Origin of the sequence: Albidovulum denitrificans (assembly GCF_002973535.1) — a bacterium.
Lineage (GTDB): Bacteria > Pseudomonadota > Alphaproteobacteria > Rhodobacterales > Rhodobacteraceae > Albidovulum > Albidovulum denitrificans.
In genome coordinates, this window is sequence record NZ_PVEP01000013.1 from 1 (window position 1) to 26,474 (window position 26,474).

At 66.5% G+C, this 26,474-nt stretch carries 23 protein-coding genes and 1 tRNA gene; 9 read left to right on the forward strand and 15 right to left on the reverse strand.

What is annotated here, in order from left to right; translation table 11 throughout:
* Positions 1-78: 78 nt before the first annotated feature.
* Positions 79-154: transfer RNA gene (locus tag LX70_RS18985), tRNA-Arg, on the reverse strand.
* A gap of 133 nt (positions 155-287) precedes the next feature.
* Between LX70_RS18985 and LX70_RS18990 the strand changes: the two genes are divergently transcribed.
* Complete coding sequence (locus LX70_RS18990; protein WP_105516439.1) at positions 288-1,463, forward strand: TIGR03862 family flavoprotein; 1,176 nt, start codon at positions 288-290, stop codon at positions 1,461-1,463.
* Between the two features lie 66 nt (positions 1,464-1,529).
* Here LX70_RS18990 and LX70_RS18995 read toward each other — a convergent pair whose 3' ends face one another.
* The 5 genes from LX70_RS18995 to LX70_RS19015 form a co-directional block, all read right to left on the reverse strand.
* Positions 1,530-2,117 (reverse strand): glutathione S-transferase family protein, encoded by a 588-nt coding sequence (locus tag LX70_RS18995; protein ID WP_105516378.1) that lies wholly within the window; start codon positions 2,115-2,117, stop codon positions 1,530-1,532.
* 82 nt (positions 2,118-2,199) lie between these two features.
* Entirely contained in the window at positions 2,200-3,222 is a 1,023-nt protein-coding gene (gene holA, locus LX70_RS19000; protein ID WP_105516379.1) for a DNA polymerase III subunit delta, read from the reverse strand.
* Positions 3,219-3,716, reverse strand: coding sequence for an LPS assembly lipoprotein LptE (gene lptE, locus LX70_RS19005; protein WP_105516380.1), 498 nt, complete (start codon positions 3,714-3,716; stop codon positions 3,219-3,221). The genes holA and lptE overlap by 4 nt, the downstream gene beginning before the upstream one ends.
* Entirely contained in the window at positions 3,703-6,387 is a 2,685-nt protein-coding gene (leuS, locus tag LX70_RS19010) for a leucine--tRNA ligase (RefSeq protein WP_105516440.1), read from the reverse strand. The genes lptE and leuS overlap by 14 nt, the downstream gene beginning before the upstream one ends.
* An 81-nt stretch (positions 6,388-6,468) precedes the next feature.
* Positions 6,469-7,002, reverse strand: coding sequence for a DUF3576 domain-containing protein (locus LX70_RS19015; protein WP_105516441.1), 534 nt, complete (start codon positions 7,000-7,002; stop codon positions 6,469-6,471).
* A 266-nt stretch (positions 7,003-7,268) separates the two neighbouring features.
* Between LX70_RS19015 and LX70_RS19020 the strand changes: the two genes are divergently transcribed.
* Together LX70_RS19020 and LX70_RS19025 are read left to right on the forward strand one after the other, a co-directional pair.
* Positions 7,269-8,276 carry a porin gene (locus tag LX70_RS19020; RefSeq protein ID WP_105516381.1) on the forward strand — a complete coding sequence of 336 codons (1,008 nt, stop codon included), beginning with the start codon at positions 7,269-7,271 and terminating at the stop codon, positions 8,274-8,276.
* A 99-nt stretch (positions 8,277-8,375) separates the two neighbouring features.
* Positions 8,376-9,029 carry a YggS family pyridoxal phosphate-dependent enzyme gene (locus LX70_RS19025; RefSeq protein ID WP_105516442.1) on the forward strand — a complete coding sequence of 218 codons (654 nt, stop codon included), beginning with the start codon at positions 8,376-8,378 and terminating at the stop codon, positions 9,027-9,029.
* A 98-nt stretch (positions 9,030-9,127) separates the two neighbouring features.
* Here LX70_RS19025 and ribA read toward each other — a convergent pair whose 3' ends face one another.
* The gene (ribA, locus tag LX70_RS19030; protein ID WP_105516382.1) at positions 9,128-10,216 is read right to left on the reverse strand and encodes a GTP cyclohydrolase II; all 1,089 of its coding nucleotides are present in this window, start codon (positions 10,214-10,216) and stop codon (positions 9,128-9,130) included.
* Between the two features lie 156 nt (positions 10,217-10,372).
* Here ribA and LX70_RS19035 point away from each other — a divergent pair, with 156 nt between their 5' ends.
* A complete protein-coding gene (locus LX70_RS19035) occupies positions 10,373-11,059 on the forward strand; it encodes a response regulator transcription factor (RefSeq protein WP_105516383.1) in 687 nt (228 codons plus the stop codon).
* A gap of 83 nt (positions 11,060-11,142) precedes the next feature.
* Here LX70_RS19035 and LX70_RS19040 read toward each other — a convergent pair whose 3' ends face one another.
* The gene (locus tag LX70_RS19040) at positions 11,143-11,706 is read right to left on the reverse strand and encodes a hypothetical protein (protein WP_146111660.1); all 564 of its coding nucleotides are present in this window, start codon (positions 11,704-11,706) and stop codon (positions 11,143-11,145) included.
* 149 nt (positions 11,707-11,855) lie between these two features.
* On the opposite strand from LX70_RS19040, the gene LX70_RS19045 reads away from it, so the two are divergent.
* Positions 11,856-12,644, forward strand: coding sequence for an exodeoxyribonuclease III (locus LX70_RS19045; RefSeq protein ID WP_105516385.1), 789 nt, complete (start codon positions 11,856-11,858; stop codon positions 12,642-12,644).
* A 4-nt stretch (positions 12,645-12,648) separates the two neighbouring features.
* On the opposite strand, the gene LX70_RS19050 is transcribed toward LX70_RS19045, so the two are convergent.
* The gene (locus LX70_RS19050) at positions 12,649-13,728 is read right to left on the reverse strand and encodes a Hint domain-containing protein (RefSeq protein ID WP_170076258.1); all 1,080 of its coding nucleotides are present in this window, start codon (positions 13,726-13,728) and stop codon (positions 12,649-12,651) included.
* 341 nt (positions 13,729-14,069) lie between these two features.
* Here LX70_RS19050 and dapE point away from each other — a divergent pair, with 341 nt between their 5' ends.
* The 4 genes from dapE to LX70_RS19070 all read left to right on the forward strand — a co-directional run bounded on the left by dapE (position 14,070) and on the right by LX70_RS19070 (position 19,270).
* On the forward strand, positions 14,070-15,218 hold the full coding sequence (gene dapE, locus LX70_RS19055) for a succinyl-diaminopimelate desuccinylase (RefSeq protein ID WP_105516443.1): 1,149 nt from the start codon (positions 14,070-14,072) through the stop codon (positions 15,216-15,218).
* Complete coding sequence (locus LX70_RS19060; RefSeq protein ID WP_105516387.1) at positions 15,215-15,637, forward strand: GNAT family N-acetyltransferase; 423 nt, start codon at positions 15,215-15,217, stop codon at positions 15,635-15,637. Before dapE ends, LX70_RS19060 begins: the two co-directional genes overlap by 4 nt.
* Positions 15,638-15,684: 47 nt before the next feature.
* A complete protein-coding gene (gene rnr / locus LX70_RS19065; protein WP_105516388.1) occupies positions 15,685-17,946 on the forward strand; it encodes a ribonuclease R in 2,262 nt (753 codons plus the stop codon).
* 85 nt (positions 17,947-18,031) lie between these two features.
* On the forward strand, positions 18,032-19,270 hold the full coding sequence (locus LX70_RS19070) for a lytic murein transglycosylase (protein WP_105516389.1): 1,239 nt from the start codon (positions 18,032-18,034) through the stop codon (positions 19,268-19,270).
* An 83-nt stretch (positions 19,271-19,353) separates the two neighbouring features.
* On the opposite strand, the gene LX70_RS19075 is transcribed toward LX70_RS19070, so the two are convergent.
* The 6 genes from LX70_RS19075 to LX70_RS19100 form a co-directional block, all read right to left on the reverse strand.
* Entirely contained in the window at positions 19,354-20,619 is a 1,266-nt protein-coding gene (locus tag LX70_RS19075; RefSeq protein WP_105516444.1) for a 4-aminobutyrate--2-oxoglutarate transaminase, read from the reverse strand.
* Positions 20,620-20,775: 156 nt separating this feature from the next.
* Positions 20,776-21,924 carry an acetylornithine deacetylase gene (argE, locus tag LX70_RS19080; protein ID WP_105516390.1) on the reverse strand — a complete coding sequence of 383 codons (1,149 nt, stop codon included), beginning with the start codon at positions 21,922-21,924 and terminating at the stop codon, positions 20,776-20,778.
* The gene (locus tag LX70_RS19085; protein ID WP_105516391.1) at positions 21,921-23,984 is read right to left on the reverse strand and encodes an oxidoreductase; all 2,064 of its coding nucleotides are present in this window, start codon (positions 23,982-23,984) and stop codon (positions 21,921-21,923) included. Before LX70_RS19085 ends, argE begins: the two co-directional genes overlap by 4 nt.
* Positions 23,985-23,996: 12 nt before the next feature.
* Positions 23,997-24,665 carry a DUF1028 domain-containing protein gene (locus LX70_RS19090; protein WP_105516392.1) on the reverse strand — a complete coding sequence of 223 codons (669 nt, stop codon included), beginning with the start codon at positions 24,663-24,665 and terminating at the stop codon, positions 23,997-23,999.
* Positions 24,666-24,737: 72 nt separating this feature from the next.
* Positions 24,738-25,151 (reverse strand): RidA family protein, encoded by a 414-nt coding sequence (locus LX70_RS19095; RefSeq protein ID WP_105516393.1) that lies wholly within the window; start codon positions 25,149-25,151, stop codon positions 24,738-24,740.
* Positions 25,151-26,452 carry a flavin-containing monooxygenase gene (locus LX70_RS19100; RefSeq protein WP_105516394.1) on the reverse strand — a complete coding sequence of 434 codons (1,302 nt, stop codon included), beginning with the start codon at positions 26,450-26,452 and terminating at the stop codon, positions 25,151-25,153. The genes LX70_RS19095 and LX70_RS19100 overlap by 1 nt, the downstream gene beginning before the upstream one ends.
* Positions 26,453-26,474 lie beyond the last annotated feature (22 nt).

The following is a 26,474-nucleotide window of genomic DNA, read 5'->3' on the forward strand; positions in this document are numbered from 1 at the left end:
CGGAACAAAAACGAAACCCTGTAAACCGCTCTGTAAACCAGAAATAGAGCATTGATAATAAACGAGAAAATCGGAAGATGGCGGCCCCGGCAGGATTCGAACCTGCGACCTACCGCTTAGGAGGCGGTCGCTCTATCCCCTGAGCTACGGGGCCGCACCTTCCGCGATCTTCGATAGAGGCGATGCAACTGCATTGCAAGCGCGGGCCATGCGCCCTTGCCGCGACGGGGCTTTCTTGCCAGAGACAGGGCATGGGCGGGAAGGACGCGATGACAGCGACAGACAGCATCGACGCGCTGGTGATCGGCGCCGGTCCTGCCGGGCTGATGGCGGCGGGCGAACTCGCGCGCGCGGGACGTTCCGTGACGGTTATGGAGGCAAAGCCAAGCCCGGCGCGCAAGTTCCTGATGGCGGGGAAATCGGGGCTGAACATCACGCGGGATGAAGACCCGGCGCTGTTCCTGTCGCGCTACGACGCGCCGCAACTGGCGCCGATGATCGAAGCGTTCGGACCCGTCGATGTGATGGAGTTCGCGCGCGGGCTTGGGGTCGATCTGTTCACCGGCTCCACCGGCCGGGTGTTTCCGGTCGGGATGAAGGCCTCGCCGCTGCTCCGGGCCTGGCTGGCGCAGTTGGACGGGCTGGGGGTGGTGCTGCGCCGCCGCTGGCGCTGGACGGGGTTCGCGGGGGGCGGTTTTGCCTTCGACACGCCCGACGGCCCGCGGCGGATCGTGGCGCGCAGGGTGATCCTCGCCACCGGCGGGGCAAGCTGGCCGCGTCTTGGATCGGACGCCGCCTGGGTGCCGTGGCTGGCCGAAAAGGGCGTGGCGATCACGCCTTTCGCCCCCTCCAATGTCGGCTGGCGCATCGACTGGTCGGCGCATATGGCGCGTCATTTCGGCCAGCCTCTGAAATCGGTCGCGCTGAGCGCGGGCGGTCAGGTAACGCGGGGGGAGTTAGTGCTGTCCCAGCAGGGGTTTGAAGGCGGCGGCATCTATACGCTCGGCCCGGCGCTGCGGGCGGGGGCGGCGCTGACCCTCGATCTGGCGCCCGATCTGGCGGCGGAGGAGGTTGCCCGGCGCCTAAAACGAAGCAGCGCCAAGGACACGCTCGCCAACCGGCTTCGCAAGGCCGTGGGCCTTGGCCCGGTGCAGATCGCGCTGTTGCAGGAATGGGCGCGTCCCCTGCCCGCCGATCCCGCGGCACTGGCCGCGATCCTCAAGGCGCTGCGCGTTCCCCTGACCGGCCCGCGACCGCTGGAGGAGGCGATTTCTTCCGCCGGGGGGATCGCCTGGGACGCGCTGACGCCGGATCTGGAACTGCGCGCCCTGCCGGGCGTCTTTGCCTGCGGCGAGATGCTGGATTGGGACGCGCCGACCGGCGGCTACCTGCTGACCGCCTGCCTTGCCACCGGCCGCTGGGCCGGGCGCGCGGCCGCCTATAGCATTTCGTGTTTACACTGAATCGGAGTTCGAACTTATTTCGTTCGAATTCCGATACTTACCTTCTCAACGTAAACCCAATACGCTTTAGCGTGCCATGGCGCGAATGAAGGCCGGGCGGGCGCGCATCCGGGTGAGGTATTCGGTCAGGCGATGTTCGACGATGGGGAATTTCGCCGCCAGCGCCCAGTTGCCGCAATGGGTCAGGATGATGTCCGGCACCGTCATCCGGTCGCCCATGATGAACGGCCCCTCGCCCATCCTGTGAACCAGCGTCTTCTGGCTTTGCTCGAACTCCCAGCGCAGCGTGTTCTTGATGGCGGAATGGCGCAACTCCTCGGGCAGGACGAAGCTGTGGCGCGCGGCGGTCCAGAGGTTTGCGTCGAACTCATCCAGCAGGAACTGCGTCAGGCTGTCCTGCCGCGCCCGCTGCAAGGTCCCGGCGGGATGGGTCAGTTGGCCGTGCTTGTCGGCAAGGTACTGGATGATCGCGGTGGAATCGGTGATCGGCGTGCCGTCCTCGATCAGGACTGGGACCTTTCCGGCCGGGTTGAAGGCGGTGACGCCTTCGGATCGCGGCGGGGCGGGGACGTGTTCGAAGGGAAGCTCAAGCTCCTCAAGCATCCACAGCACCCGCGCGGCGCGGCTTTTGACGGTTCCGATCACGGTATACACGGCGCTCAACTCCCGCTGCCTACCAAACAACGAAGCCACCTGGCGCGCGAAGGTGCAAGCCCCAACTGCGCGGGCGGGCGCCCTATCGCCGGCCCAGCATCGCCAGACGGATCAGCGCCCGTTCCATCACCGCCATCGCCGGCGCGCGGGAGGAGGAGCGGAGTTGCAGGTCGGTATCGGTCAGCAGGCCCAGCGCCTGTTCAAGCCGGTGCATCCCCCAGCCCTGCGCCTGCCGCAGCATCCGGTCGCGGCGCGGGCCGAAGATCGGCGGGCGCAGCCGCGCGATGCCTTCGGCCGCGCCACCGGGGGCGGCGGCGGCGGCATGCAGCGCGCGGAAATGGCGCGTCGCACCGATGCAAAGCGTGACCGGCGCCACGCCCTGCCCTTCCAGCCGCCGCATCAGGGGGCCGATCTCGGCCGTGCGTGCCTCGGCCGCCGCGTTCAGCACGTCATCGACCGCCGCCTCGATCGTGGCTGGGGCGACGGCGGCGATGTCGGCAGGGGTCACCGGCGTCGTGTCGCCGAACTTGTAAAGCGCAAGCTTCTCGACCGTCTGGCGGAAGTCGCCGGGGTCAAGCTCGCGCGCAAGGGCCAGAAGGTCCGTCATCGCCTCACCTGGCACCTGGGTGATACCGGCCTTCGACAGGGTCGCCTCAATCTCCTCCCGCCCCGGCGGGTCGTCATAGATCGCGACGGCATAGGCGTTGGGATGATCCTCGAAGGCCTTCTTCAACGCCGAGGCCTTGGTCAGCGTCCCGGCGGTGACGATCAGCATCGCGTCGCCGGGTGTCCAGTCGGCCAGCGCGTTTTTCAGGACCGGGGCGATGCCGTCGCCCGCCTCTTCGACGAAGGCCACCCGCGCGCCGGGAAAGAACCCCTGCGCCCTGAGCGCATCGCTGACCAGTGCCGGGTCCTTGCGCAGATCGCCGCCCGACATGCGGGTCAGGCGCATCTCGGCCTCGCCCTCCGGGCCGATCAGGGCCGCGATCACCTCTTGCCGCCGCAACGCCACCCGCATCGCATCGCTGCCGTGGATCAGAAGCCCGGCGCGGTCCGTCTCGGGCCTGGCGAAGAACTTCAGCGCGGCGGCACCGCCAAGCTTCATGGGGTGTTCCAGCGGCCGGAGGTGGCGATCAAGTCGGTCACGATCCGGTCGGCAAGGATCTGCATCAGCCGCAGCCCGGCATCCGCGCGTGAGGCTTTCGATTCGACCCGGTTCCCGATGGCAGAGAAGGCAGTGAACCCGTCGACGCGGCCCTTGGTCAGGACGGCGCCCGTCGCCGCATCGCGCATCGTGTAATCGGCAGAGCCGAAAAGCTGATAGCGCGTGATGGAGTTGTCGGGCGCGATCGCCTGCCCCTGTTCACGGGTGGAAATCTCATAGGACAGCAGGAAGACGGGCGTCCGGGTCCGGCCCAGCCGTTCTTCAAGCCTCGCGACCAGATCGAAGCTCAGCTTGTCGTCAGGATCGTCCACCCGCACCCGGCCCAGAAGCCCCCGCGCCGGACCCGAGGGGCCATAGGCGGGCGTAAAGCCGCAAGCCGCAAGCGGCAGCGCGGCCAGAAGGGACAGGAAGATGCGGCGGTCAGATGACGACATTGACGATGCGCCCCGGCACGACGATGAGCTTTTTCGGCGCGGCCCCGGCCAGCGCCTTGACCACAGCTTCGTCGGCCAGCACGATCTTTTCAACCTCTGCCGGCGGCATATCTTTCGGAACGCTGATTTCCGCGCGCCGCTTGCCGTTGATCTGGATCGGCAGGGTCACGTTATCCTCGGCCAGCATCGCCTCATCCGCCCTGGGCCACGGCGCCTTGGCGACCAGCCCTTCGCCGCCCGTCATCGCCCAGATATCCTCGGCCAGGTGCGGGACCATGGGCGACATGAGTTGCGCGAGCGTGCGCATCGCCTGACGCCGGGCGTCTTGCGAGGCATTGGATTTCGCGAAGGTGTTGGTGAATTCGTAAAGCTTCGCCACCGCCTTGTTGAAGGCAAAGCCCTCGATCCCCTGCGTCACGTCGGCAATGGCGCGGTGCATGGCCTTCAGAAGTGCTTCGTCCTCGGCGGCGGCGCCGGGCTTTTCGCCGATTTCCGAGGCAAGGCGCCAGACCCGGGCAAGGTGCTTCTGCGTGGCGTCGGCCCCGGCGGCGGTCCATTCCACGTCACGTTCCGGGGGGCTGTCGGACATCACGAACCAGCGCGCGGTATCGGCGCCATAGCGGGCGATGATGTCCATCGGGTCGACGACGTTCTTTTTCGACTTCGACATCTTGGTCGGCGGCCGAACTTCAACTCGCGTGTGCTTCTGTGAAGTCTTGAAGTTGATCAATGCGTCGGGATTTAACTTATCGATTCCCGCAGCATCCACTTCGCTTCTGAGCAGCGCGTGGCGCGCGCCGTCATAGGTGAAGACCACTACTTCCTCAGGGTACAAATATCGGTATCGCGTCGGGATATCGGAGTTTATCGGCGAGTGTCCGAGGACCTCTCGACCATCAACGATGTGATATGGAACTTCGTAGATCTCATGCGTCACCATGCCTTGCGTAAAGAGCGCGTCGAAAGGCTCGATCGCTCCGGCGGGCAGGTGGCCGCAGATATGCATCGCGCGGGCGAAGAAGCGGGAATAAAGCAGGTGCAGGATCGCGTGTTCGATGCCGCCGATATACTGATCGACGTTCATCCAGTATTTCGCCTCATCCATATCCGTCGGCGTCTTGGCGTGCGGCGCGGTGAAGCGGGCGTAGTACCAGGACGAATCGACGAAGGTGTCCATCGTGTCCGTCTCACGCTTCGCGGGCTTGCCGCAGGCGGGGCAGGCCACCTCGCGCCAGGTCGGGTGACGGTCAAGCGGGTTGCCGGGCTTGTCGAAACTCACATCGTCGGGCAGTTCGACGGGCAGGTTTTCCTTCTTCTCCGGCACCACGCCGCAGGCCTCGCAATGGACGACCGGGATCGGGCAGCCCCAGTAGCGCTGGCGGCTAAGGCCCCAGTCGCGCAGGCGGAACTTGGTGACGCCGGTGCCGTAGCCCGCCGCCTCGGCATGGGCGATGGCGGCATCGACGGCCGCGTCGCCGGTCTGCACCTCATCCCCCGCGAAGCCGCGCGTGTAGCGGACACCCTCCGATTTCAGCGGCACGAAGGGTTCCGCGCCGATGTCCCAATCGCCTTCCATCGGCAGGAAGGTATCGACGATGGGCAGCCCGTATTTGCGGCAGAAATCGTGGTCCCTCTGATCATGGCCGGGGCAGCCGAAGATCGCGCCGGTGCCGTAATCCATCAGGATGAAATTCGCGATCCAGACCGGGATTTCCCAAGTCGGATCAAGCGGATGCTTCACCGTCAGCCCGGTGTCGAAGCCCAGCTTCTCGGCCGTTTCGACGGCCTCTTCCGTCGTGCCGCCCTTGCGCGCCTCGGCGCAGAAGGCCGCGACCTCGGGCCGCTCGGCCTCAAGCGCGCGGGCCAGCGGGTGGTCGGGAGAGATGCCAAGGAAGGACGCCCCCATCAGCGTGTCGGGCCGCGTCGTATAGACCTCGATCCGATCAAAGCCGCCATGCGGAGCGGTCAGGTCCCAGCCCATCTGGAGGCCCCGGCTCTTGCCGATCCAGTTGCGCTGCATGGTGCGGACCTTCTCGGGCCACTTGTCCAGCCCGTCGATCGCCTCAAGCAGATCCTCGGCGAAGTCCGAGATCTTGAAGAACCACTGCGTAAGCTCGCGCCGCTCAACCTCGGCGCCTGAACGCCAGCCCTTGCCGTCGATCACCTGTTCGTTCGCCAACACCGTCATGTCGACAGGGTCCCAGTTCACCACGGCGTTCTTGCGGTAGACGAGGCCCTTTTCCATGAAGTCGATGAACATCGACTGCTGCTGGCCGTAATAGTCCGGGTCGCAGGTGGCGAATTCGCGGCTCCAGTCGATCGACAGGCCCAAGGGCTTCATCTGGTCGCGCATCACCGCGATGTTGCCGTAGGTCCAGTCCTTCGGATGGCCGCCGCGTTCCATCGCCGCGTTTTCGGCGGGCATCCCGAAGGCGTCCCAGCCCATCGGATGCAGGACCGAAAACCCGCATGAGGATTTGTAGCGCGCCACGACGTCGCCCATCGTGTAGTTGCGCACATGGCCGATATGGATGCGCCCCGAGGGGTAGGGAAACATCTCAAGCACATAGTATTTCGGCCGGTTCGGATCGTGGCGGACGGTGAAGCACCCGGCCTTGTCCCAGGCCTTCTGCCATTTCGGTTCGATCACGGCGGGGTCGTAACGCGACATCATTCATCCCTCGGGCGGTGGCCCGGTGGTTATACAGAGGCCTTCCGCCGCGTCCAGCCCGGAGCGACGGCGCCGGATGGATCAGAGATTGGCGTCCTGAACGCGCAACTGCCGGGCGCGGGTCAGGATCGCGTCCTCGACCGCGCGCTGGGTAGCGGCATCGACCGGCCCGCCCTTTGTGGCCAGCGCGACCTTCAGCGATCGCGCGTCCAGCGCCGGATCGGTGACATAGACGGTGGCGCGATAGGCGCGCCCGCCGCCCGGCGGCGTGCCGTAGCCCGTGACCAGCACGCCCGAGAACGGATCGACCGACTGCACCGGCAGGAAGTTCAACACTTCCTTCGACGCCTGCCAGAGGTACTTGTTGACCGCCACGGTTTCATTGGCATCGGGCGAGGTGAACAGCTCCCAGATCCTGCTCTTGCCGCGCTGGTCGCGCATTTCGCGGGTCCCGGCGTATTTCGACTGATCCTGTTCCTGGAACTGGGTCGCGCTCGTCGTGCGGTTCTTGCGCCCGAACAGGCCGCTGTCGCCCGAGCCGATTCCGCCGCAACCGGAAAGCAAGGCGACAAGACCGCCCAAGATTGCGCCGCGCACGATCGTCCGAACCTTCATGCCCATAGTCCCCCGTTGCCTCTTCCGCTGTCTAGCCGAGCGCCCCGAGGCGGACAAGGTTTTTTGCCGCGCGCGCGTATTGCGCGTATGGGGCGGTCCGTGAGGCGCCATGCGGACTGTGGCAAGAACGCACCATCATGGGCGATCTTCCCGAAGCACCGGCCGTTTCCGTTGCATTGCGCGGTCGGCAGATGGAAATAGAGGGCCATACCCAATTCGGATTCCCCTGAGTTGGGCCTACCTTTGACACAACGAGGGAAAACGAAATGAAAAAGCTCCTTCTCGCTTCCACCGCGCTGATCGGCCTCGCCGGCGCTGCGGCTGCGGACGTTACCGTTTCCGGCTACGGCCGCTTCGGTCTGAACTACAACGACGGCGCCGCCGTCGGCATGAGCAAGACCACCGTCGACATGCGTATGCGCCTGAACATCGACGGTTCGGTCGAAACCGATTCGGGCGTCACCTTCGGTGGCCGCGTCCGTCTTCAGTACGACGAAGGCAACGCGACGACCAACACCGCCCCGGCGATGCTCTACGTTTCGTATGAAGGGATCCGCGTCGAAGTCGGTAACTCCAACACCGCCTATGACTCGGCCGCTCTGATGTACAACTCGGAAATCGGCTACACCGACCGTGGCGCCGGCGACCCGCAGGGTGCGTTCCTGGCCTACAATTCGGGCCCCTACGGCGACGGCATCGACTGCTCCACCGGCACCTGCCTCTACACCCCCGCGAACGACGAATCCAACCGTATGGGCATCATGGCGTCCTACTCGGTTGGCGACTTCAACGTTCGTCTGTCGTACATCAACCCCGACCAGACCGTGAAAAGCTCCACGCTGCCGGTTGGTGTGAAGGCTGAAACCGGCATCTCGCTCGACTACACCTTCGGTCAGATCACCGTGTCGGCCGCTGCCGTTCAGAACGGTGCCTATGTTGACGGCAACGATCAGTACTTCCTCGGTGCCGAATACGCGATCAACTCGGACGCCAATGTCGGTATCCTGTACTTCGACAACGGCGACTTCACCAACGGCACCGGCCTGGATGAAGGCGAGCAGGTCACCCTGTACGGCAACTACACCCAGGGTGCGATCACCTACAAAGCCTACGTCTCCAACTGGGACAACCCGAACTTCGGCGCCGGCATGACCGACACCGCGTACGGTCTGGGCCTTGACTACGATCTGGGTGGCGCCCGCCTCGCGGCCGACATCCACCGCACCTACGCCAAAGACACCGTCGCTGGCCTCGGTGTTCGCTTCGACTTCTGATCTTTCGATCAAGGTCCAGGGAAAGAGCGGGCGAAAGCCCGCTCTTTTCTTTTTGGCCCGCCTCCGTCTATGTCTGACGGGCAAGAGCAGGAGGGGACCATGCCGCTTGACGATATTCTCGCCCGGATACGCAGGGCCGAACAGGATGCCGGGCGCGCGGGCGGCTCCGTCACGCTGATCGCCGTCTCAAAGGTGCAGCCGTTGCCACGGGTCGAGGCGGTTCTGGAACAGGGTCAGCGGGTGTTCGGCGAAAACTATGTGCAGGAAGCCGCCGGGAAATGGCCCGCGCTACGGGAACGGTTCGGCAAGGTCGAACTGCACATGATCGGCCCCTTGCAGACCAACAAGGCCAAGGTGGCCGTCGATCTTTTCGACGCGATCCATACGCTCGACCGCCCCTCGCTGGCCGAAAAGCTCGCCCGCCTTGCCGACACGCGCGGGACCTGCCCGGAGCTGTTCGTTCAGGTCAACACCGGGGAAGAGCCGCAAAAGGCCGGTGTCCTGCCTGCCGACACGGATGCCTTCATCGCAACCTGCCGCAGCCTGGGCCTGCCGCTGGCCGGGCTGATGTGCATCCCGCCGGAAGGGGAAGACTCCGCCCCGCATTTCGCCATGCTGTCCGGGATCGCCGCACGCAACGGCCTGGCCGGCCTGTCGATGGGGATGAGCGCGGATTTCGAGGTCGCCATCGCCCATGGTGCGACCCATGTCCGCGTGGGGTCCGCCATCTTCGGGGCGCGCGATTACGGCTAAAGCGTTTCGGGTTTTCGTTGAGAGTGCAAGTATCAGAATTCGAACGAAACAAGTTCAAACCCGAAATGCCATAAGGGCCGATCAGGGCGTGGCCCCGGTCACAGCAGATGCCCAGACTTCGCGGCCTTCGTCGCCAGATAGCCCGCGTTATGCGCCGTCTTGCCGACCTTGAGGGGGACACGCTCCGCCACCTCGATCCCGTTCGCCTCCATCATACGGATCTTGGCCGGGTTGTTGGTCAGAAGCCGGACGGCGCCGAACCCCATCCGTCGCAGGATCGCGGCACCCAGACGAAAGTCACGTTCATCATCCTCGAAGCCCAGCCGGTGGTTCGCCTCGACCGTGTCGAAACCCTGATCCTGAAGCGAATAGGCCCGCATCTTGTTGGCAAGCCCGATCCCGCGCCCCTCCTGGTTGAGGTACAGCAGCACCCCCGCCCCCTCCGCCGCCATCTGCGCCAGCGCGCCGCGCAGTTGCGGGCCGCAGTCGCATTTCAGGCTGCCGAGCAGGTCGCCCGTGAAACAGGCCGAATGCAGCCGCGCCAGCACCGGGCGGTCGCGCGCGGGCTGGCCGATTTCGACGGCATAGTGTTCCTCGCCCCCGTCCTCGGGGCGGAAGACATGCAGCCGCCCGGCCTCTGAGACCGACATCGGCAGGCGGGCATGGACGACCGGATGCAGGGCCACGGGCGCGCCCAGCGCCGCCAGAACCTCTGGCCCCGACAGCACCGTCAGCCCTTCGGTCATGGCAAGGGCCAGCGCACCCTCATGCGGCAGGATCACGGCGGCGGGTAGAAGGCGGGCGGATTTGACCAGCCCGATCGCCGCCCGCGCCACTGCCGCGCTGCCGGTCCTGACATGGCGAAACGGCCCCTTCATCGGCGCGTCAAGGTCGCTGGCCGGGTCGGCAACGGCGCGGACCCAGCCCGCGCCGGCACCCGCCGGAACCGCGACCCGCGCCAGATCGCCGTCATAGGCGGGGGTCCTCAGCGTCTCGGCCCGGCGGTTGGTGATGGCAAGGATCAGCGGCCCGATCCCCTCGGCCGTCGTCAGGCGCCCCGGACCGACCGTCTCGGCCGCGAAGACCAGCGCATCGCCCGCCGGATCGGTCAGCACGACAGGCACGCCCGCGCGCAGGTCGGCCCTGGCCCGGTTCATACGTTCGGCAATGTCCGGTCCAAGTGTCATCGTGGTCCCCGCGCGGTTGAGGCATTAAATAGCGGCGGGCGAAGCAAATTGAAACATTCCCCGCAAATCCGACACGTCGGCGTGAACGCAAGGTCACATCTCTTGCCGCTTCCGCGATCCGATCACATGTCCGCCACAGGAACGGAGGCAGATGTTATGGCCAACCTTAAGAAAATCCTGCTTGTCGACGACGACGCGGACCTGCGCGAGGCGTTGGCGGAGCAACTCGTCCTGACCGAGGATTTCGATGTGTTCGAGGCCGGGGACGGCCATGAGGGGATCGACAAGGTGAAGGCAGGGGTCTTCGACCTTGTCATTCTCGATGTCGGCCTGCCGGACATGGACGGGCGCGAGCTGTGCAAGAAGATGCGCAAGCAGGGCGTGAAATGCCCGGTCCTGATGCTGACCGGCCATGACAGCGACGCCGACACGATCCTTGGCCTTGATGCCGGGGCGAACGACTATATCTCAAAACCCTTCAAGTTCCCGGTGCTTCTGGCCCGCATCCGCGCGCAGCTTCGCACCCATGAACAGTCCGAGGACGCTATCTTTCAGCTTGGCCCCTATACGTTCAAGCCCGCGATGAAGATGCTGATCGACGAAAAGGAACGGAAAATCCGGCTGACGGAGAAGGAGACGAATATCCTCAAGTTCCTTTACCGCGCGTCGGAAGGCGTGGTGCCGCGCGATGTGCTGCTGCATGAGGTCTGGGGCTATAACGCCGGTGTCACGACCCACACGCTTGAGACGCATATCTACCGGCTTCGCCAGAAAATAGAACCGGATCCGTCCAATGCCCGCCTTCTTGTGACCGAATCGGGCGGCTATCGTCTGGTGGCATAGGGACAGAATCCCCTTGCCGCGCCGGGGTCATGACGCGGCATCCTCCCTGTTGGACTGGCCGGGCCTCGCGCCCGGCCTTTTTTTCATTTGACGGGGGAGCTGGCGGCCGACGGGAAGTTGATCTCCGTCAGGAACGGATAGGCGATCGCGGCCAGCTTCTTGCTTTGCGGCCCCTCGACGCGCAGGAAATACCACTGCCCGCCTTCATGCAGCGACAGAAGCGGCTGCCAGTTCTGCGTCGCCTTGCCGTCCGTTTCGGTGACAAAGCTGGTCTTCAGGATCGCCCAGACCACCTCGGTCCCGTCGTCCAGCGTCGCGTCGCCCGCATCCGGCACCTCGCCCGAGGCGGCGACATTGCGAAAGCTCGTCGCCTTCATCAGTTGCGCGGTCTGTTCGACCAGCGTCTTGTTCAGCTTGCCCGCCTCGATCCCGGCGGCGGCGCCGAAGACGGTCAGGATGCGCGGCGGCAGGGCGGCGACGATCCTTTCCGCGTCGCCACGTTCCACCGCACGCAGGTAAGAGGACGCGGCCTTGTCAAGCGATGCCGCCTCTTCCGCGGCAAGCGGGCGGGCATCGGCGGCGGCGACGTGACCCATGGGCAGGGCAAGGCCGATGGACAGGACAAGGGGGCGCAGAAAACGGCTCATCATGACTGATCCTTGAAGACGTGGCTTCGTTCAGACATAGCGATCTTGGGTCGGGACTGCCACATGCTTGATCCCCACGCTTGTGTGATGGGCGCGTTGCCGCCACAGGTCCAAGGGGCTATGGTCCCGCCTCATCAAGGAGAACCGGCATGGCATTCACGATCGCGACCTGGAACATCAACTCTGTCCGCCTGCGCGAAGGGCTGGTGCAACGGCTGATGAGCGAGGAAGCGCCCGACGTGCTGTGCCTTCAGGAATGCAAATCGCCGGTGGAAAAGATCCCGGTGGAGGGCTTTCGCGCGCTTGGCTATCCCCACATGGTGGCGCGCGGGCAGAAGGGCTATAACGGCGTTGCGATCCTGTCGAAGCTGCCGATGGAAGAGGTGGCCGCGCATGATTTCGTCGATCTCGGCCATGCCCGTCACGTTGCCGGGCGGCTTGGGAACGGCGTCACCATCCACAATTTCTATGTCCCGGCGGGCGGCGACATTCCCGACCGCGACCAGAACGTGAAGTTCGGCCAGAAGCTTGATTACCTTACCGCCATGCGCGACCATTTCCACGCGGAACGCCCGGAACGCGCGATCCTTGTGGGCGATCTGAACATCGCCCCGCGCGAGGATGACGTCTGGAGCCACAAGCAGCTTCTGAAGATCGTCAGCCACACGCCGGTAGAGGTCGAACATCTCGGCCAGACGCAAGAGGCCGGGCGCTGGGTGGACATCACCCGCAAGGACATTCCCGAGGGGTTGCTTTACAGCTGGTGGTCCTACCGTGCCGCCGACTGGGACGCGGCGGACAAGGGGCGGCGGCTGGACCATGTCTGGGCGACGCCGGACATCGCCAATGCGGGCCATGGCAGCCGCGTGTTGCGCGCGGCGCGGGGGTGGGAACAGCCCTCCGACCACGCGCCGGTTTTCGCGACCTTCGACCTCTGAGCCCTCAGTGCGCGACCGGGGCGTTGCGCCCGGCGCGCTGGCGGTTCAGGTGGGCAATCTCATAGGGCGCGAGGATACGCGCCCGGCGGGGTTGCGTACCGGTCGGGCGCGCGATCGCCGTCAGGTCGGGGCAGACCGACAGCGCCGCGAAAGAGGGCTGACGCATAAGGCCGGCGGTTGGCAGGCTTTCGACCCAGAGGCCCGAGGCATTGAAGGCCGCAGGTTCGCTCAGGATCACGGAATGCGCATGCAGCGTCGCGGTGCGCACCGGATCTTCGACCACGCTTTCACCGTCGATCAGGTCGCGCGCGCGCACAAGAATGCGGTCGCGCGCGAAGGGTTGGTCGACCGCCTCCCCACCGATCTGGATCAACTGGTCGGGCAAGGTGACAAGGTCATGGTCAAGGCCGTGATAGGGCGCCCGCAGCCGCACGGGCCGAAGCCCCGGCACGACGGGCAGTTCCGCCCGCCCCTGCCACAGGACCGGGGTCCAGCGCCCGTCGGCGGTCAGGACCGGGTCACCGGGGCGCAGCGTCTCGATCGAGCGCGGCCCTTCGGGGGCCGCGACCAGCGAACCGGCCAGAAGGCCGGGCATCGGGCCGACCGGCATCAGGTGATCGGCCAGCGCCATGGCCCGGATCGCCGGGTGACGCAGAACCCCGTGGCGTGAGGTAAAGAGCGCCGCGATCTGGTCGGCGCCGATGGCAGGCACCGGGCCATGGCCGTGACGGCGCACGATGCGCCCCTCGCCCGACAGCGTCGCCAGGATCGCGGTTTCGGTATCGCAGCGCCAGAGATAGGCAAGGATCGTGGTCCCGCCGCTGCCGCGCGGGACGGTGGAGATATGGCTGACCTCGGCCCCGTCGCAGATCAAAAGCGACAGGTCCCCGTCGCGGCGCCGGTCGATGGCGAAGATCCGCTTCGGCTCAAGCCGCGGGCCGACGCGCAGGATCGGCCCATAGGCCCCTTCCAGCGCCCCGGTATCGAAAGACAGCAGAAGCGTCCCCTGACGCAGCTGCCCCTCGGGCGCCGCGCCGATCCGGCGGGCGGCGCCATCGGCATCGCGAAAGGCCCGCCAACTCATCCGGCGTCCCCCGGCAGCCGCCCGGCCGCAGTTCCGCGGTTGCGTGTCATCATCTCTGCCCCCGACCGTGGGAGGCCTGCAAAGCGCAGGAAGCGGCACGATGGCCGCCCCTTTCCTGCCTTCCCGGTCGCGCCCCGTTTTCGGGGTCGTCCCGTCTTTGCCTGCCTCGGTTCTTGTTGGGGGGGAGTCTAGATCGCCCCGGTCGCGGCTGTTAAGCCTTTCCCGCACCCCCGGCCCCATCCGCGCCCGAAAGGGTGGCGCGCGCGCAACAGCCCTTGCGCCGATTGCGGGCGGGCGGCGAAGCCTGTAACGCTGACCCCAACCGGCCCAAGGAGACCCGCGTGACCAAACCCGTCGATCCCGTCGCCCTGACCGCCGATCTGATCCGCTGCCAAAGCGTCACCCCTGACGAGGGCGGGGCGCTGGTGCTGCTGGAGGGTCTTCTTTCGTCCGCCGGGTTCGACTGCCACCGCGCGGACCGTGGCGGGGTGTCCAACCTTTTTGCCCGCTGGGGCGCGAAAGGTGCCGCGCGCAGCTTCGGCTTCAACGGACATACAGATGTCGTGCCGGTGGGCGATGCGGCGGCCTGGTCGCACGATCCCTTCGGCGGCGCGATCGAGGGTGGCATCCTTTGGGGGCGCGGCGCGACAGACATGAAATCCGGCGTCGCGGCCTTTGCCGCCGCCGCCGTCGATTTCGTCCGCATGACACCGCCCGATGGCGCGGTGATCCTGACCGTCACCGGGGATGAGGAAGGCCCCGGCCGCGACGGCACCCGCGCGATCCTCGACTGGATGGCAAACCACGGCGAAGCGATGAGCGTCTGCCTGGTGGGGGAGCCGACCTGCCCCGAGACGATGGGCGAGATGATGAAGATCGGCCGACGCGGGTCGATGACCGCCTATGTCGAGGCGACCGGCATGCAGGGCCATTCCGCCTATCCGCACCGGGCGAAGAACCCGCTTCACGCGCTGGTCGACTGGCTCGCCCGCCTGACGGCGGAACCGCTGGATGACGGGACCGCGCATTTCGACCCCTCGACGCTTGCCATCACCGGGATCGACTGCGCCAACACGGCCAATAACGTGATCCCCGCCAAGGCCCGCGCCATGGTCAATATCCGCTTCAACGATGCCCATAGCTCTGCCAGCCTTATCGACTGGCTGAGGGCCGAGGCAGGGGGCGTCACCGCCGCGACCGGCGTCACCTTCACCTTCGACATGCAGGTGTCGGGGGAAAGCTTCGTGACCCCGCCCGGCCCCTTTGTCGACCTCGTCGCGGGCGCGGTGAAGGCGGAAACGGGTGTGGCGCCGGTCCTGTCCACCTCGGGCGGCACCTCGGATGCCCGCTTCGTCAAGGATCACTGCCCGGTGGTGGAATTCGGCCTTGTCGGGCGGACCATGCATCAGGTGGATGAATGCGTCGAGGTGGCGCAGATCGAACAGCTGAAGGCGGTCTACGCCCGCATCCTGAAGGACTATTTCGCATGAGCGTCGAGATTGCCGTCACCGAAGACCTTGCAACCTGTCAGGCGCTTCGCCGCACCGTCTTTATCGAGGAACAGAACGTCCCCGAAGCGGATGAGGTTGACGGCCGCGACGCGGGCGCGGTGCATCTGCTGGCAAGGGTCGATGGCCGGGCGGTCGGAACGGCGCGACTGCTGGTCAGTGGCGACAGCGGCAAGATCGGCCGCGTCTGCGTGCTGGCCGAGATGCGCGGCAAGGGCATCGGCGCGCGGCTGATCGAGGCGGCGGTGCGGGAATTCGCGGCGAACCCGGCAATCGGCAAGGTCAAGCTGAGCGCCCAGATCAACGCGCTCTCTTTCTACGAACGGCTGGGTTTCACCGCCGAGGGGGATGAATACCTTGACGCAGGCATCGTGCATCGCGACATGTTCAGGACGCTCTGACACGTTATCGGGATGACGGCCCCCGCGCCCCATGATACGGATCGGCCATGGCGCGCATTCCCTCAAAAACCGAAATCCTCGACTGGATCGCCGACAATCCCGGCCTGACCGCCAAGCGCGACATCGCCAAGGCCTTCGGGATCAAGGGCGCGGACCGGATCGAGTTGAAGCGCGTGTTGAAGGAGCTTGAGGGCGAAGGCACGCTGGAACGTCGCCGCAAGTCCTACCGCGACCCCGAAAAGCTGCCCCCCGTGACGATCCTGATGATCCTGCCGCCCGACCGGAGCGGCGATCAGTTCGCCCGCCCGATGGAATGGCAGGGCGAGGCGCCGGAACCGCGTGTCCTTTTCCAGCCGCGCAAGGCCGATGCCCCGGTGGCGGAAGGCGACCGCATCCTTGCCCGCGTCAACGAGGTCAGGGGCGAGGATTACCAGTATGAGGCGCGGCTGATCCGCAAGATCGGCACCAACCCGCACAAGATCCTCGGCATCTTCCGCAAGGCGACGGAGGGCGGGCGGATCGTGCCGATCGACAAGGGTGCGGACAAGGAATGGCAGGTCGCCGGTGACGCGACGCTGGGCGCCAAGGACGGGGAACTGGTCGAGGCCGAGCAGGCCGGGCCGAAGGGCCGCATGGGCCTGCCAAAGGCGCGGATCATGGAGCGGCTGGGCGATCCCTCCGCCCCCAAAGCCGTCTCGCTGATCGCGATCCATCAGCACGGCATCCCCGACGATTTCCCCGATGACGTGATCGCCGAATCCGACGCGATGAAGCCCGCGGGACTGGAGCAGCGCGAGGATCTGCGCGCGATGCCCTTCGTCACCATCGACCCCGCCGATGCGCGCGACCATGACGACGCCTGCTATGCCCAGCCCGACGACGACCCGAAGAATGAGGGCGGCCATATCGTCTGGGTCGCCATCGCCGATGTGGCCCATTACGTCACCCCCGGTTCGGCGCTGGACCGCGAGGCGCGGCACCGGGGCAATTCCACCTATTTCCCAGACCGTGTCGTGCCGATGCTGCCCGACCGGCTGTCGGGCGACCTTTGTTCGCTGCACGAAGGCGTGGCGCGGGCGGTGATCGCCGTGCGGATGAAGCTTGATGCCAAGGGCCGCAAGATGTCCCACCGCTTCACGCGGGCGATGATCAAATCGGTCGCCAGCCTGAATTACACCGAGGTGCAGGAGGCGCAGGACGGCCGCCCGAACGACCGCTGCGCCGCGATCATGGAGGACGTGATCGCCCCGCTTTACGCCGCCTATGAGGCGACGAAGACCGAACGCGTGATGCGCCAGCCGCTTGACCTCGACCTGCCCGAACGGCGGATCGAGCTGACCGAGGACGGGCGGGTGAAATCCGTGGCCTTCCGCGACCGGCTGGACGCGCACCGCCTGATCGAGGAATTCATGATCCTCGCCAATGTCGCGGCGGCCGAGGAACTCGTGCGCCTGCGCCGCCCGCTTCTGTTCCGCGTGCATGAGGAGCCGAGCCCCGAAAAGCTTGACGCGCTGCGCGAGGTGGCGGAGGCATCGGGCTTTACGCTCGCCAAGGGGCAGGTCCTTCGCACCGAACACCTCAACCGGCTGCTGGCGCAGGCCGAGGGGACCGATTTCGATGAGTTGATGAACGTCACCACCCTGCGGTCCATGACGCAGGCCTATTACGCGCCGGAGAATTTCGGCCATTTCGGCCTTGCGCTGAAGAACTACGCCCATTTCACCTCGCCCATCCGTCGCTATTCCGACCTGATCGTGCATCGCGCACTGATTTCGGGCCACGACTGGGGCAAGGACGGGCTGTCGGCGCAGGATACCCAGACGCTGAAGGAAACCGCCGAACATATCTCGGAAACCGAGCGGCGGTCGATGGCGGCGGAACGCGATACGACCGACCGCTATCTGGCCGCCTATCTCGCCGACCGGGTCGGCAACGAATTCGCAGGGAGGATCAGCGGCGTCACGCGCTTTGGCTGCTTCGTGCGGCTGGATGAGACGGGGGCGGATGGTCTGATCCCGATCCGCACGCTGGGGCGGGAGTTCTTTCATTACGACGCCCGCACGCAAACCCTTATGGGGGCCGATACCGGCATGACGCTGTCGGTCGGGCAGCGGGTGACCGTGCGGCTGGCCGAGGCTGTGCCGGTGACCGGCGGGCTGATGCTGGAACTGCTGGAGGTGGAGGGCGGACCGATGCCCGGCGGCGCCTCGGCCCGGCGCGGCGGCCCGGTCCGGCGCAAGCCGGGGCAGTCGCGTGCCAGGTCGGGCAAGGTCAAGCGCAAGGTGGAACGCCGCCGCAAGGGCAAGTAGCATTTCATTGCCGACGCCCAAGGCGGTCCTTCCCGGATCGCGCCATCGCCGCTAGTCTTGCGGAAAAAGACGAAGGCAACCGGGCATGAAGAAGACCATCCTTTTCCTCGCCGCCGCCCTGCCGGTCTCGGCGCTGGCGGCGGGCGACACATCCGAACCGGACCACCGGTCCAGCGCAGCAGGGGCCGTGATCCAGGTGACCGCCAATCAGGGTTTCGACCAGTGGATCAAGGGCTTTCGCGCCCGTGCCATCGCCGAAGGCATCCGCGCGGACACCCTTGACGCCGCCTTCCGCGATGCCAGCTACAGCACCACCGCGATCGAGCGGGACCGCCATCAGAACGAATTCACAAAGACGATCTGGGACTATCTCGACAGCGCCGCCTCCGAGGTTCGCGTGGCCAATGGGAAGGCCGCGCTGGCAAAGCACCGCGCGCTTCTGGAAAAGATCGAGCAGACCTATGGCGTCGAAAAGGAAATCGTCACCGCCATCTGGGGGCTTGAAAGCGCCTATGGCACATTTCGCGGGTCGGACCCGCTGATCTCCTCGCTGGCAACGCTGGCCTATGACGGGCGGCGCGGTGCGTTCTTCGAGGGGCAGTTGATCGACGCGCTGAAGATCCTTCAGGCGGGCGATACCGATGCGCGCCACATGACCGGAAGCTGGGCCGGGGCGATGGGGCATACGCAGTTCATGCCCTCTTCCTACCTCGCCTATGCGGTCGATTTCACCGGCGACGGCAAGCGCGACATCTGGTCGGACGATCCCGCCGACGCGCTGGCCTCGACCGCCGCCTATCTGGCGCATTTCGGCTGGACCAAGGGCCAGCCCTGGGGGGTGGAGGTCCGGGTGCCAGAGGGGTTCGACTATGCCCTGACGGGCGAGCGGGTGACAAAATCCGCCGCCGGTTGGGCCGCGCTTGGCATCCGCGACATGGACGGGGGGCGGGTCGGTGATCATGGCCCGGCCTCGATCCTGATGCCCGCGGGGGCGCGCGGCGCGGCCTTCATGATCTTCGAGAACTTCCACGTCCTCGAACGCTACAACACCGCCGATGCCTATGTGATCGGCGTCGGCCACCTTGCCGACCGGATCGCGGGCGGCCCGCCGATCAAGGCCGAGTGGCCGCGCGAGGACCGCGCGCTTCTACTGGCTGAACGGCAGGAGTTGCAGGACCGCCTGACCCGCGCCGGTTTCGACACGCAGGGCGTGGACGGCAAGATCGGCCCCAACACCATCGCCGCCGTCCGCGCCTTTCAACGCGCCAAGGGCCTTGTGCCGGACGGCTATGCGAGCCTCGATATTCTGAAACGATTGCGGTGAGGGGGCGTCCCGGACCTGATCCGGGACCCCTCACTCCGGCGGCGGAGGTCCCGGATCAAGTCCGGGACGGGAAGATATGTCCCTTACCGCGCGGCGCGGATCGACTCTTCCAGCTTGCCCAGCGCCTCGGTGAAGACCGCATCCTGAATGGTGATCGGCGAGAGGAAGCGGATCACGTTGCCGTGGACGCCGCAGGTCAGCAGGAGAAGGCCGCGCTTCAGCGCCTCGGCCCGGACCTTGTTCGCGAAATCGGCCGAAGGCTTGCCGCCAAGGTTGAACTCCACCGCGTTCATGAAGCCGGGGCCGCGTATGTCCACGATTTCCGGCACATCGTCACGCAGGCTGGACAGGTGCTGTTTCAGCCGCGCGCCAAGCTGGTTGGCGCGGTCGCACAGCCCCTCTTCCTCGATCACGTCGAGAACGGCATTGGCCGCCGCGATGCCCAGCGGGCTGCCGCCGTAGGTGCCGCCAAGACCGCCCGGCGCGGGGGCGTCCATGATCTCGGCCCGGCCGGTGACGGCGGCAAGCGGGAAGCCCCCGGCCAGCGATTTGGCCATGGTCGTCAGGTCCGGTGCGACCTCATGGTGGTCCATGGCGAACATCTTGCCGGTACGGGCAAAGCCGGTCTGCACCTCATCCGCGATCAGCAGGATGCCGTGTTCGTCGCAGATCGCGCGAAGCTGTTTCATGAATTCGCGCGGCGCCTCATAGAACCCACCCTCGCCCTGCACGGGTTCAAGGATGATCGCGGCGACGCGCTTGGGATCGACATCGGCCTTGAAGAGGTAGTTCAGCGCGTCGATGGATTTCTCCGTCGTCATGCCGTGCAGTTCGACCGGGAAGGGAACGTGGAAGACATCGTTCGGCATCGCGCCAAAGCCGACCTTGTAGGGCACGACCTTGCCGGTCAGCGCCATGCCCATGAAGGTGCGGCCGTGGAAGGCGCCGGTGAAGGCGACGACCGCCTGACGCCCGGTCGCGGCGCGGGCGATCTTGATCGCGTTTTCCACCGCCTCGGCGCCGGTGGTGACGAAGATCGACTTCTTCTCCCCCTTGCCGGGCACCATGCCGTTCAGACGCTCGGCCAGGCGGACGTAGTTTTCGTAAGGCACGACCTGGTGGCAGGTATGGGTGAAGTGGTCGATCTGGTCCTTGACGGCCGCGATCACCTTGGGGTGCCGGTGGCCGGTGTTCAGAACCGCGATGCCCGACGCGAAGTCGATATAACGGTTGCCCTCCTTGTCCCAGATCTCGGAATTCTCGGCCCGGTCGGCATAAATCTGGGTCATCACGCCCACGCCGCGTGACATGGCGGCCTGACGGCGTTTTTCGATCTCGGCGTTCTGCATGGACATACTCCCGTTCAGCAAGGCGCGGCAGCAGGGCCGCGAGAACCCCGGTCCTCATCCGCGAGTCAGGGCGTCGCGCGCAAAATATGATCAAAATCCGCCGTGTGGAAGGGACCTGTTGGGGGATGTAGGCGGTTTCCGGGGGGCCTGCCCGCGCTATTCAAGGCGGTCGACAAGAGCCGCCAGCATCCGGTCGCAGGCGGCAAGCTGATCCTCGGCGATGAACTCATCCGCGCGGTGACCCTGATCCATCGAGCCCGGCCCGCAAACGACGGTGGGAATGCCCTTCTCGGCGAAGAACCCGGCCTCGGTCCCGAAGGCGACCTTCGTGATGCCAGACGTCCCGGCGAGGGCAGAGACGGTGGCGACGACCTCCGCACCCGGCGGCGTGGACAGGCCGGGATAGCGGTTGGTCTCATCAATCCCGATCCCCGCGCCGGGGTGGCGCATGGCCAGCGCCACGCCTTCCGCCGCGCGGCCTATCCGGTCGATGATCCCCTCCACCGGCTCTTCGGCCAGATGGCGGATCTCAAAATCGACCGTGGCGCGGTCCGGCACGATGTTCAGCGCCGCGCCCCCGGACATCAGGCCCGCATGGACGGTGCTGCATGGCACGTCGTAGGCCGGGTCCTGCGCGCCCTCGTCGGCCAGATACGCCTGTTCCGCCCGCAGGACACCGACGAAATCCGCCGCCAGATGCAGCGCATTGACAAAGCGCGGCGCCAGCGCCGAATGGCCCGCGACGCCGTGGCAGGTCGCGCGATAAACAGCCTTGCCCTTGTGGCCAACCGCCACGCGCATCCCCGTCGGTTCCCCCACGATGCAGAATTCCGGGCGGCCGAGGGCCGGGATCACATGGTCGATGATCCCCCGAATGCCAAGACAGCCGACCTCCTCGTCATAGGACAGCGCCAGCAGAAGCGGCCGGGTAAGGTCCCGTTGCGCAGCCATCCCCGCCACCGCGAGCGCCGAGGCGAGGAAGCCCTTCATATCGGCCGTCCCGCGCCCGTAAAGCCGCCCCACGGCCCGCCGCAGACGAAAGGGATCGCCCTGCCATGCCTGCCCCGCGACCGGCACGACATCGCTATGGGCGGACAACAGCGCGCCGCCATCGCCCGCAGGCCCGATCCGCGCCAGAAGCGCGGCCTTGGTCCCATCCGGGCTGTCGATCCGGGTGACAGCGGCGCCGAGGCCGTCCAGATATTCGGCCACGAAGCCGATCAGCGGCAGGTTGCTGGCCGAACTGATGGTCGGGAAGCCGATCAGCCGCTCCAGCAGATCAGGGGTGGACAGCGCCCCGGTCATGCCAGCGCCGTCACTTCGCGCCGGAAAGGCAGCGCATCGCCGATGTCGGGCATGTCAAGCGCACGCGCATAGCGATGCCCGGCATAGGTCGCCCAGGCGATCGGTCCCGGCGCATTGGCATCGCCGATCACCTTGACCGAGGCGATGCCCGCATCGGCCCAGTCCGCCTGCCGCGCCATCAGGTCGCGGAAAAGCGCATCGTCGGGCAGGCGTGACGCGACCATGACAACCGCGCCGCAGCCGATATGGCCCGCCGCACCCGTGTAGCTGCACGCCGTCTGAACCCCGTCCGCACGGATCGCCGCAACCCCGGTGTTCAGCACGATCCGCACCCCGGCCTCCACCAGCCGCCGGTGGATCGCGGCCTGTTCCAGCGTGTTCAGCGTCCAGTCAGAGACATAGGCGGATGTGGTGACGAAGGTGACCTTGCACCCCTTCCGCGCCAGAAGCTCGGCGATCACGCCGCCCATATAGTAATGGTCGTCGTCAAACAGCACGACCTCACCCCCCGGCAGCCGTCCGGCCATGATGTCGTCGGGCGTGAAGACGGGCATCGCCGGATCGGCCGGGATCGGCACGACATGCAGCCGCGCCACGCCATCGGCCCGCCAGTGCGATCCGGTCGCGACGCAGATATGCTGAAACCCGAAATCGAGGATCTGGCCCGCATCAAGCCTGCTGTCGAAATAGCTCTCAACATTCGGCCGCTGCGACAGTTGATAGGCACGGTAATCCGCGACCCGGCCCCAGGCCGACAGGCCGGGCAGCAACCGCTCCCGCGCGACACGACCGCCAAGGTCGGTCCCCGCCTCGGCCAGCGCCACGTCATAGCCGCGCAGCGACAGGGCGCGCGCCGCCTCAAGCCCCGCTGGTCCCGCGCCGACGATCAGCACCGACTGGCTCTCCCCCTTCGTATTCATCCGCTCCGGGTGCCAGCCCTTGCGCCATTCCTCCATGAAGGTGGGGTTCTGCGTACAGCGGGAGATCGACATGGTCATGTCGCCGGTGATGCAGATGTTGCAGCCGATGCATTCGCGGATGTCCTCGACCCTGCCCTCCTCCACCTTCTTCGGCAGGAAGGGATCGGCGATCGAGGGGCGCGCGCAGCCGATGAAGTCCAGCACCCCCTGCCGCACCAGCCGCGCCATCAGGTCGGGCGAGGTAAAACGGCCGACACCCACGACCGGTTTCGCGGTCAGTTCGCGAATGCCGGTGACAAGGGTTTCCTGCGCGGCCTCCTCCTTGAAGCGGCTCGGGCCGGAGCAGTCCTCCCACGTTCCCTGCGCAAGGTCCCAAAGGTCCGGCAGATCGCGGTTCATCTCGATGAAATCCCTGACCTCGGCATTGGAAAAGCCAAGATCACCAATGGTCTCGTCCAGGCTTACCCGCAGCGTGATCGCCATCGTGTCGCCGACCGCCTCGCGCATGTCGGCCACCACCTCATTGACGAAGCGCGCCCGGTTTTCGAGGCTGCCGCCGTATTCATCCGTCCGCTGGTTGGTGGCGCGCGACAGGAAATGCTGAAACACGCCGAAGCCATGCGCGCCGTAAAGGCAGATCAGATCGAACCCCGCCGCCTTCGACCGCTTCGCCGCGTTCACGAACCAGCGGCGCAGGTTGCGAATGTCGGTCCTGTCCATCGCGCGGGCCTGTACCGGATCGTTGGTGAAGGTGCGGATCGGCCCGGCAGAGGGGGCCAGCGGCACCTCCTTGGTGTAGAAATTCGGCCCGTTGATGCCGGAATAGGCCAGCTGGATCCCCGCCAGCGCGCCATGGCTTTTCATCGCCTCGGACATGCGCCGCAAAGCCGGAATGTCGGCATCGTCCCAAAGCCGCAACTCGATGAAGGGCGTGATTTCGGAGGTATGGTGCATCTCCGTCTGCTCGGTAAAGATGACGCCCCAGCCGCCTTCCGCCTTCACCCCCCGCATCGCCGCCACGGCCGAGGGGTCGCGATAGCCGCCGCCATTGCAATGCGGCACCTGATAGAAACGGTTCTTCGCTGTCAGCGGGCCGATCCTGACCTGCTCGAACAGAATATCATGTCCGGGATCGCGCATCCGGTCTTCCCCCTATTCGTCGCCCGGCACACCGTAGGACGGCGCCTCGACCGGGTTCAGCGCGCGGGTCACATAGGCATCGGCCTGCGGCGCGTAGACGTCCCAGGCCCGCGCGATGGCCTCGATCGGGCAGCCCTCGTCGATCCAGTCGCAGCGCAGTTCGGCATAGGGCCAGGCCTCGCGCCCGACGATCAGCATCCCGGCCGAATGCACCGGCCCCGCCTCGCCCCCCGCCGCGACGCCGGCGCGCATCGCGGCGATCAACCGGTCGCCCAGCGGCCCCGCCGCCGCGCCGAAGGCCGCCACCATGGCCGCCGGGACGCCGTCATTGGCCAGAAGGTTGCCCCCCGCCGCGCAGTCCGGCCCCGCGGCCTGCGTCCAGATGCCCAGCGCCCTGGCGCCGGAATGGATGGCGGGCGCCCCGGTCGCACCGATGGCCAGCACCTGCCGATAATCAGGAAACCGCTCCACCGCCAGCGCCGCCGCGATGGCATCGGCCCCTTCGCCCAGCGCCGCCAGCATCGCCGGCCCCAGCGCCGGGTTGGTCACGTTCTGCGACGCCGCCGCCCCCGCGCCCGCCTTCGCAAAGGCGCACCGCGCCGCGACCGCAGGCGAGGATGAGGAAATCGCCACCCCGAACTGCCCGCTGGTCCCGCACCGCGCCACGATGGAAAAGGTCATGCCACGCCCCCCCCCTTCTTCGTTGCCAAAATACTCTCGGGGGTCCGGGGGGTGAACCCCCCGGTCCCGCCCTCAATCCGGGATCACCGCCGTCGCGTCGATCTCCACCAGCCAGGAAGGCCGCGCCAGCGCCGTCACCACCACCCCGGTCGATACCGGATGCACACCCTTGATGTATTCGCCCATCACCCGATAGACCGCCTCGCGGTGGCGCACATCGGTCAGGTAGACGACGACCTTGCAGAGATGCTCCATCCGCCCGCCCGCCTCCTCGATCAGCTGGCGGATGTTCTGCATCACCTTGTGGGTCTGCTCCGCCGCGTCATGGCTGCCGATATCGGCGGCGGTGTCGAGGTCCTGCGGACATTGGCCGCGCAGGAAGATCATCGTGCCGCGCGCGACGACCGCCTGGCAGAGATCGTTGTCGAGCTTCTGTTCGGGATAAGTGTCCTTGGTATTGAACTTGCGGATACGGGTATGGGCCATCAGGCGTTCCCTTCGCTGGCAGGGGTGTAGTGCAGGTAGTTTCGCTGCTTCTCGATATGGTCGGCGACATATTTGGCGTCGTACCAGACGCCCCAGATGAAGGACGATCCGCGCCGTGTCTGCCAGGGCAGGCCAAGAAAATAGACCCCCGGTTCGCGCGCCGCGCCACGCTGATGCAGGGGGGCGCCGCGTTCGTCGAAACTGTCGATCTTCAGCCAGCCGAAATCGAAGGCAAAGCCCGTGGCCCAGATGATCGAGGTCACGTTCGCGGCCTTCAGGTCCAGCTCCCGCAAGGGGTGGGCCACGCAATCGGGATCGGGTCCGATCACCCGCGCCGCCGGCTCCTCCGGCAGGGTCAGGCCATTGCGCGCGGCAAAGGCGTCCGCCTCATCGAGAAGGGCAAGGTAATAGGCGTCGCCCCGCGCGATATTGCCCGCGAGGTCGGGCGCGAATTGCAGCACACCGCCCCGGAAGCTTTCGGTCCGGCCGGTCAGCACGATACCTTCCCCGGCCAGACGGCGGAAATCCATCGTCCTGCCGCCATAGGCGCCGCTGACCGCGATGGTGACGTGATCGGCGCCCGGCACCGCCTCCATGTCCCATTTGTTCAGGACACCCAGCCACCAGACGAAATCGCGCCCGCGATAGGCGCGCGGCGGCCGTTCATGCGGCCCGACCGACAGATAGACCTTGCGCCCGGCGCGGTTGAGTTCATCGGCGATCTGCGACCCCGACGATCCCGCCCCGACGACAAGGACCGCCCCTTCGGGCAACTGGTCCGGGTTGCGGTAGCCGGTCGAATGCATCTGCACGATGCCCGCGCTTTCGGGGACGATCTGCGGGATCACCGGCCTCTGGAACGGCCCGGTCGCGGCGACGACATAATCGGCCTCGACCACGCCCGCGCTGGTCTCGGCGCGAAAGCCCGGCCGGTCCTTCAGCCGCGTGAGTGATGTCACCTCAACCCCGCAGCGCACCGGGGCGCCGATCTTGCCCGCGAAGGCCGCCATGTAATCGGCGACCTCTTCCTTGCCCGGAAACGCCTCGGGCGGGCAGGAAAATTCCATCCCCGGAAAGCGGTCATGCCAGGCAGGACCATTCGCGACCAGCGAATCCCAGCGCTCGGATCGCCAGCGTTCGGCGATGCGCGCGCGTTCAAGAACAAGGTGCGGGATACCCGCCGCGCCCAGATGCGCGCTCATCGCGATACCGGCCTGACCGGCCCCGACGACGAGGACCCCGGTCTTTTCGGGCAGGGGTGTATCTTGCAAATCCAGCCTCCTCTTCTTCTCCCGCGGCATTATTGGAACGGCCCGCGCGGGA

Coding starts and splice junctions, on each gene's coding strand:
- holA (WP_105516379.1), bottom strand. CDS start 3,222: ATGAAGCTTGGCGGTGCCGCCGCGCTGAAGTTCTTCGCCAGGCCCGAG.
- lptE (WP_105516380.1), bottom strand. CDS start 3,716: ATGTCGTCATCTGACCGCCGCATCTTCCTGTCCCTTCTGGCCGCGCTG.
- leuS (WP_105516440.1), bottom strand. CDS start 6,387: ATGTCGCGTTACGACCCCGCCGTGATCGAACCGAAATGGCAGAAGGCC.
- LX70_RS19015 (WP_105516441.1), bottom strand. CDS start 7,002: ATGAAGGTTCGGACGATCGTGCGCGGCGCAATCTTGGGCGGTCTTGTC.
- LX70_RS19020 (WP_105516381.1), top strand. CDS start 7,269: ATGAAAAAGCTCCTTCTCGCTTCCACCGCGCTGATCGGCCTCGCCGGC.
- LX70_RS19025 (WP_105516442.1), top strand. CDS start 8,376: ATGCCGCTTGACGATATTCTCGCCCGGATACGCAGGGCCGAACAGGAT.
- ribA (WP_105516382.1), bottom strand. CDS start 10,216: ATGACACTTGGACCGGACATTGCCGAACGTATGAACCGGGCCAGGGCC.
- LX70_RS19035 (WP_105516383.1), top strand. CDS start 10,373: ATGGCCAACCTTAAGAAAATCCTGCTTGTCGACGACGACGCGGACCTG.
- LX70_RS19040 (WP_146111660.1), bottom strand. CDS start 11,706: ATGAGCCGTTTTCTGCGCCCCCTTGTCCTGTCCATCGGCCTTGCCCTG.
- LX70_RS19045 (WP_105516385.1), top strand. CDS start 11,856: ATGGCATTCACGATCGCGACCTGGAACATCAACTCTGTCCGCCTGCGC.
- LX70_RS19050 (WP_170076258.1), bottom strand. CDS start 13,728: ATGAGTTGGCGGGCCTTTCGCGATGCCGATGGCGCCGCCCGCCGGATC.
- LX70_RS19060 (WP_105516387.1), top strand. CDS start 15,215: ATGAGCGTCGAGATTGCCGTCACCGAAGACCTTGCAACCTGTCAGGCG.
- rnr (WP_105516388.1), top strand. CDS start 15,685: ATGGCGCGCATTCCCTCAAAAACCGAAATCCTCGACTGGATCGCCGAC.
- LX70_RS19070 (WP_105516389.1), top strand. CDS start 18,032: ATGAAGAAGACCATCCTTTTCCTCGCCGCCGCCCTGCCGGTCTCGGCG.
- LX70_RS19075 (WP_105516444.1), bottom strand. CDS start 20,619: ATGCAGAACGCCGAGATCGAAAAACGCCGTCAGGCCGCCATGTCACGC.
- argE (WP_105516390.1), bottom strand. CDS start 21,924: ATGACCGGGGCGCTGTCCACCCCTGATCTGCTGGAGCGGCTGATCGGC.
- LX70_RS19085 (WP_105516391.1), bottom strand. CDS start 23,984: ATGCGCGATCCCGGACATGATATTCTGTTCGAGCAGGTCAGGATCGGC.
- LX70_RS19090 (WP_105516392.1), bottom strand. CDS start 24,665: ATGACCTTTTCCATCGTGGCGCGGTGCGGGACCAGCGGGCAGTTCGGG.
- LX70_RS19095 (WP_105516393.1), bottom strand. CDS start 25,151: ATGGCCCATACCCGTATCCGCAAGTTCAATACCAAGGACACTTATCCC.
- LX70_RS19100 (WP_105516394.1), bottom strand. CDS start 26,452: ATGCCGCGGGAGAAGAAGAGGAGGCTGGATTTGCAAGATACACCCCTG.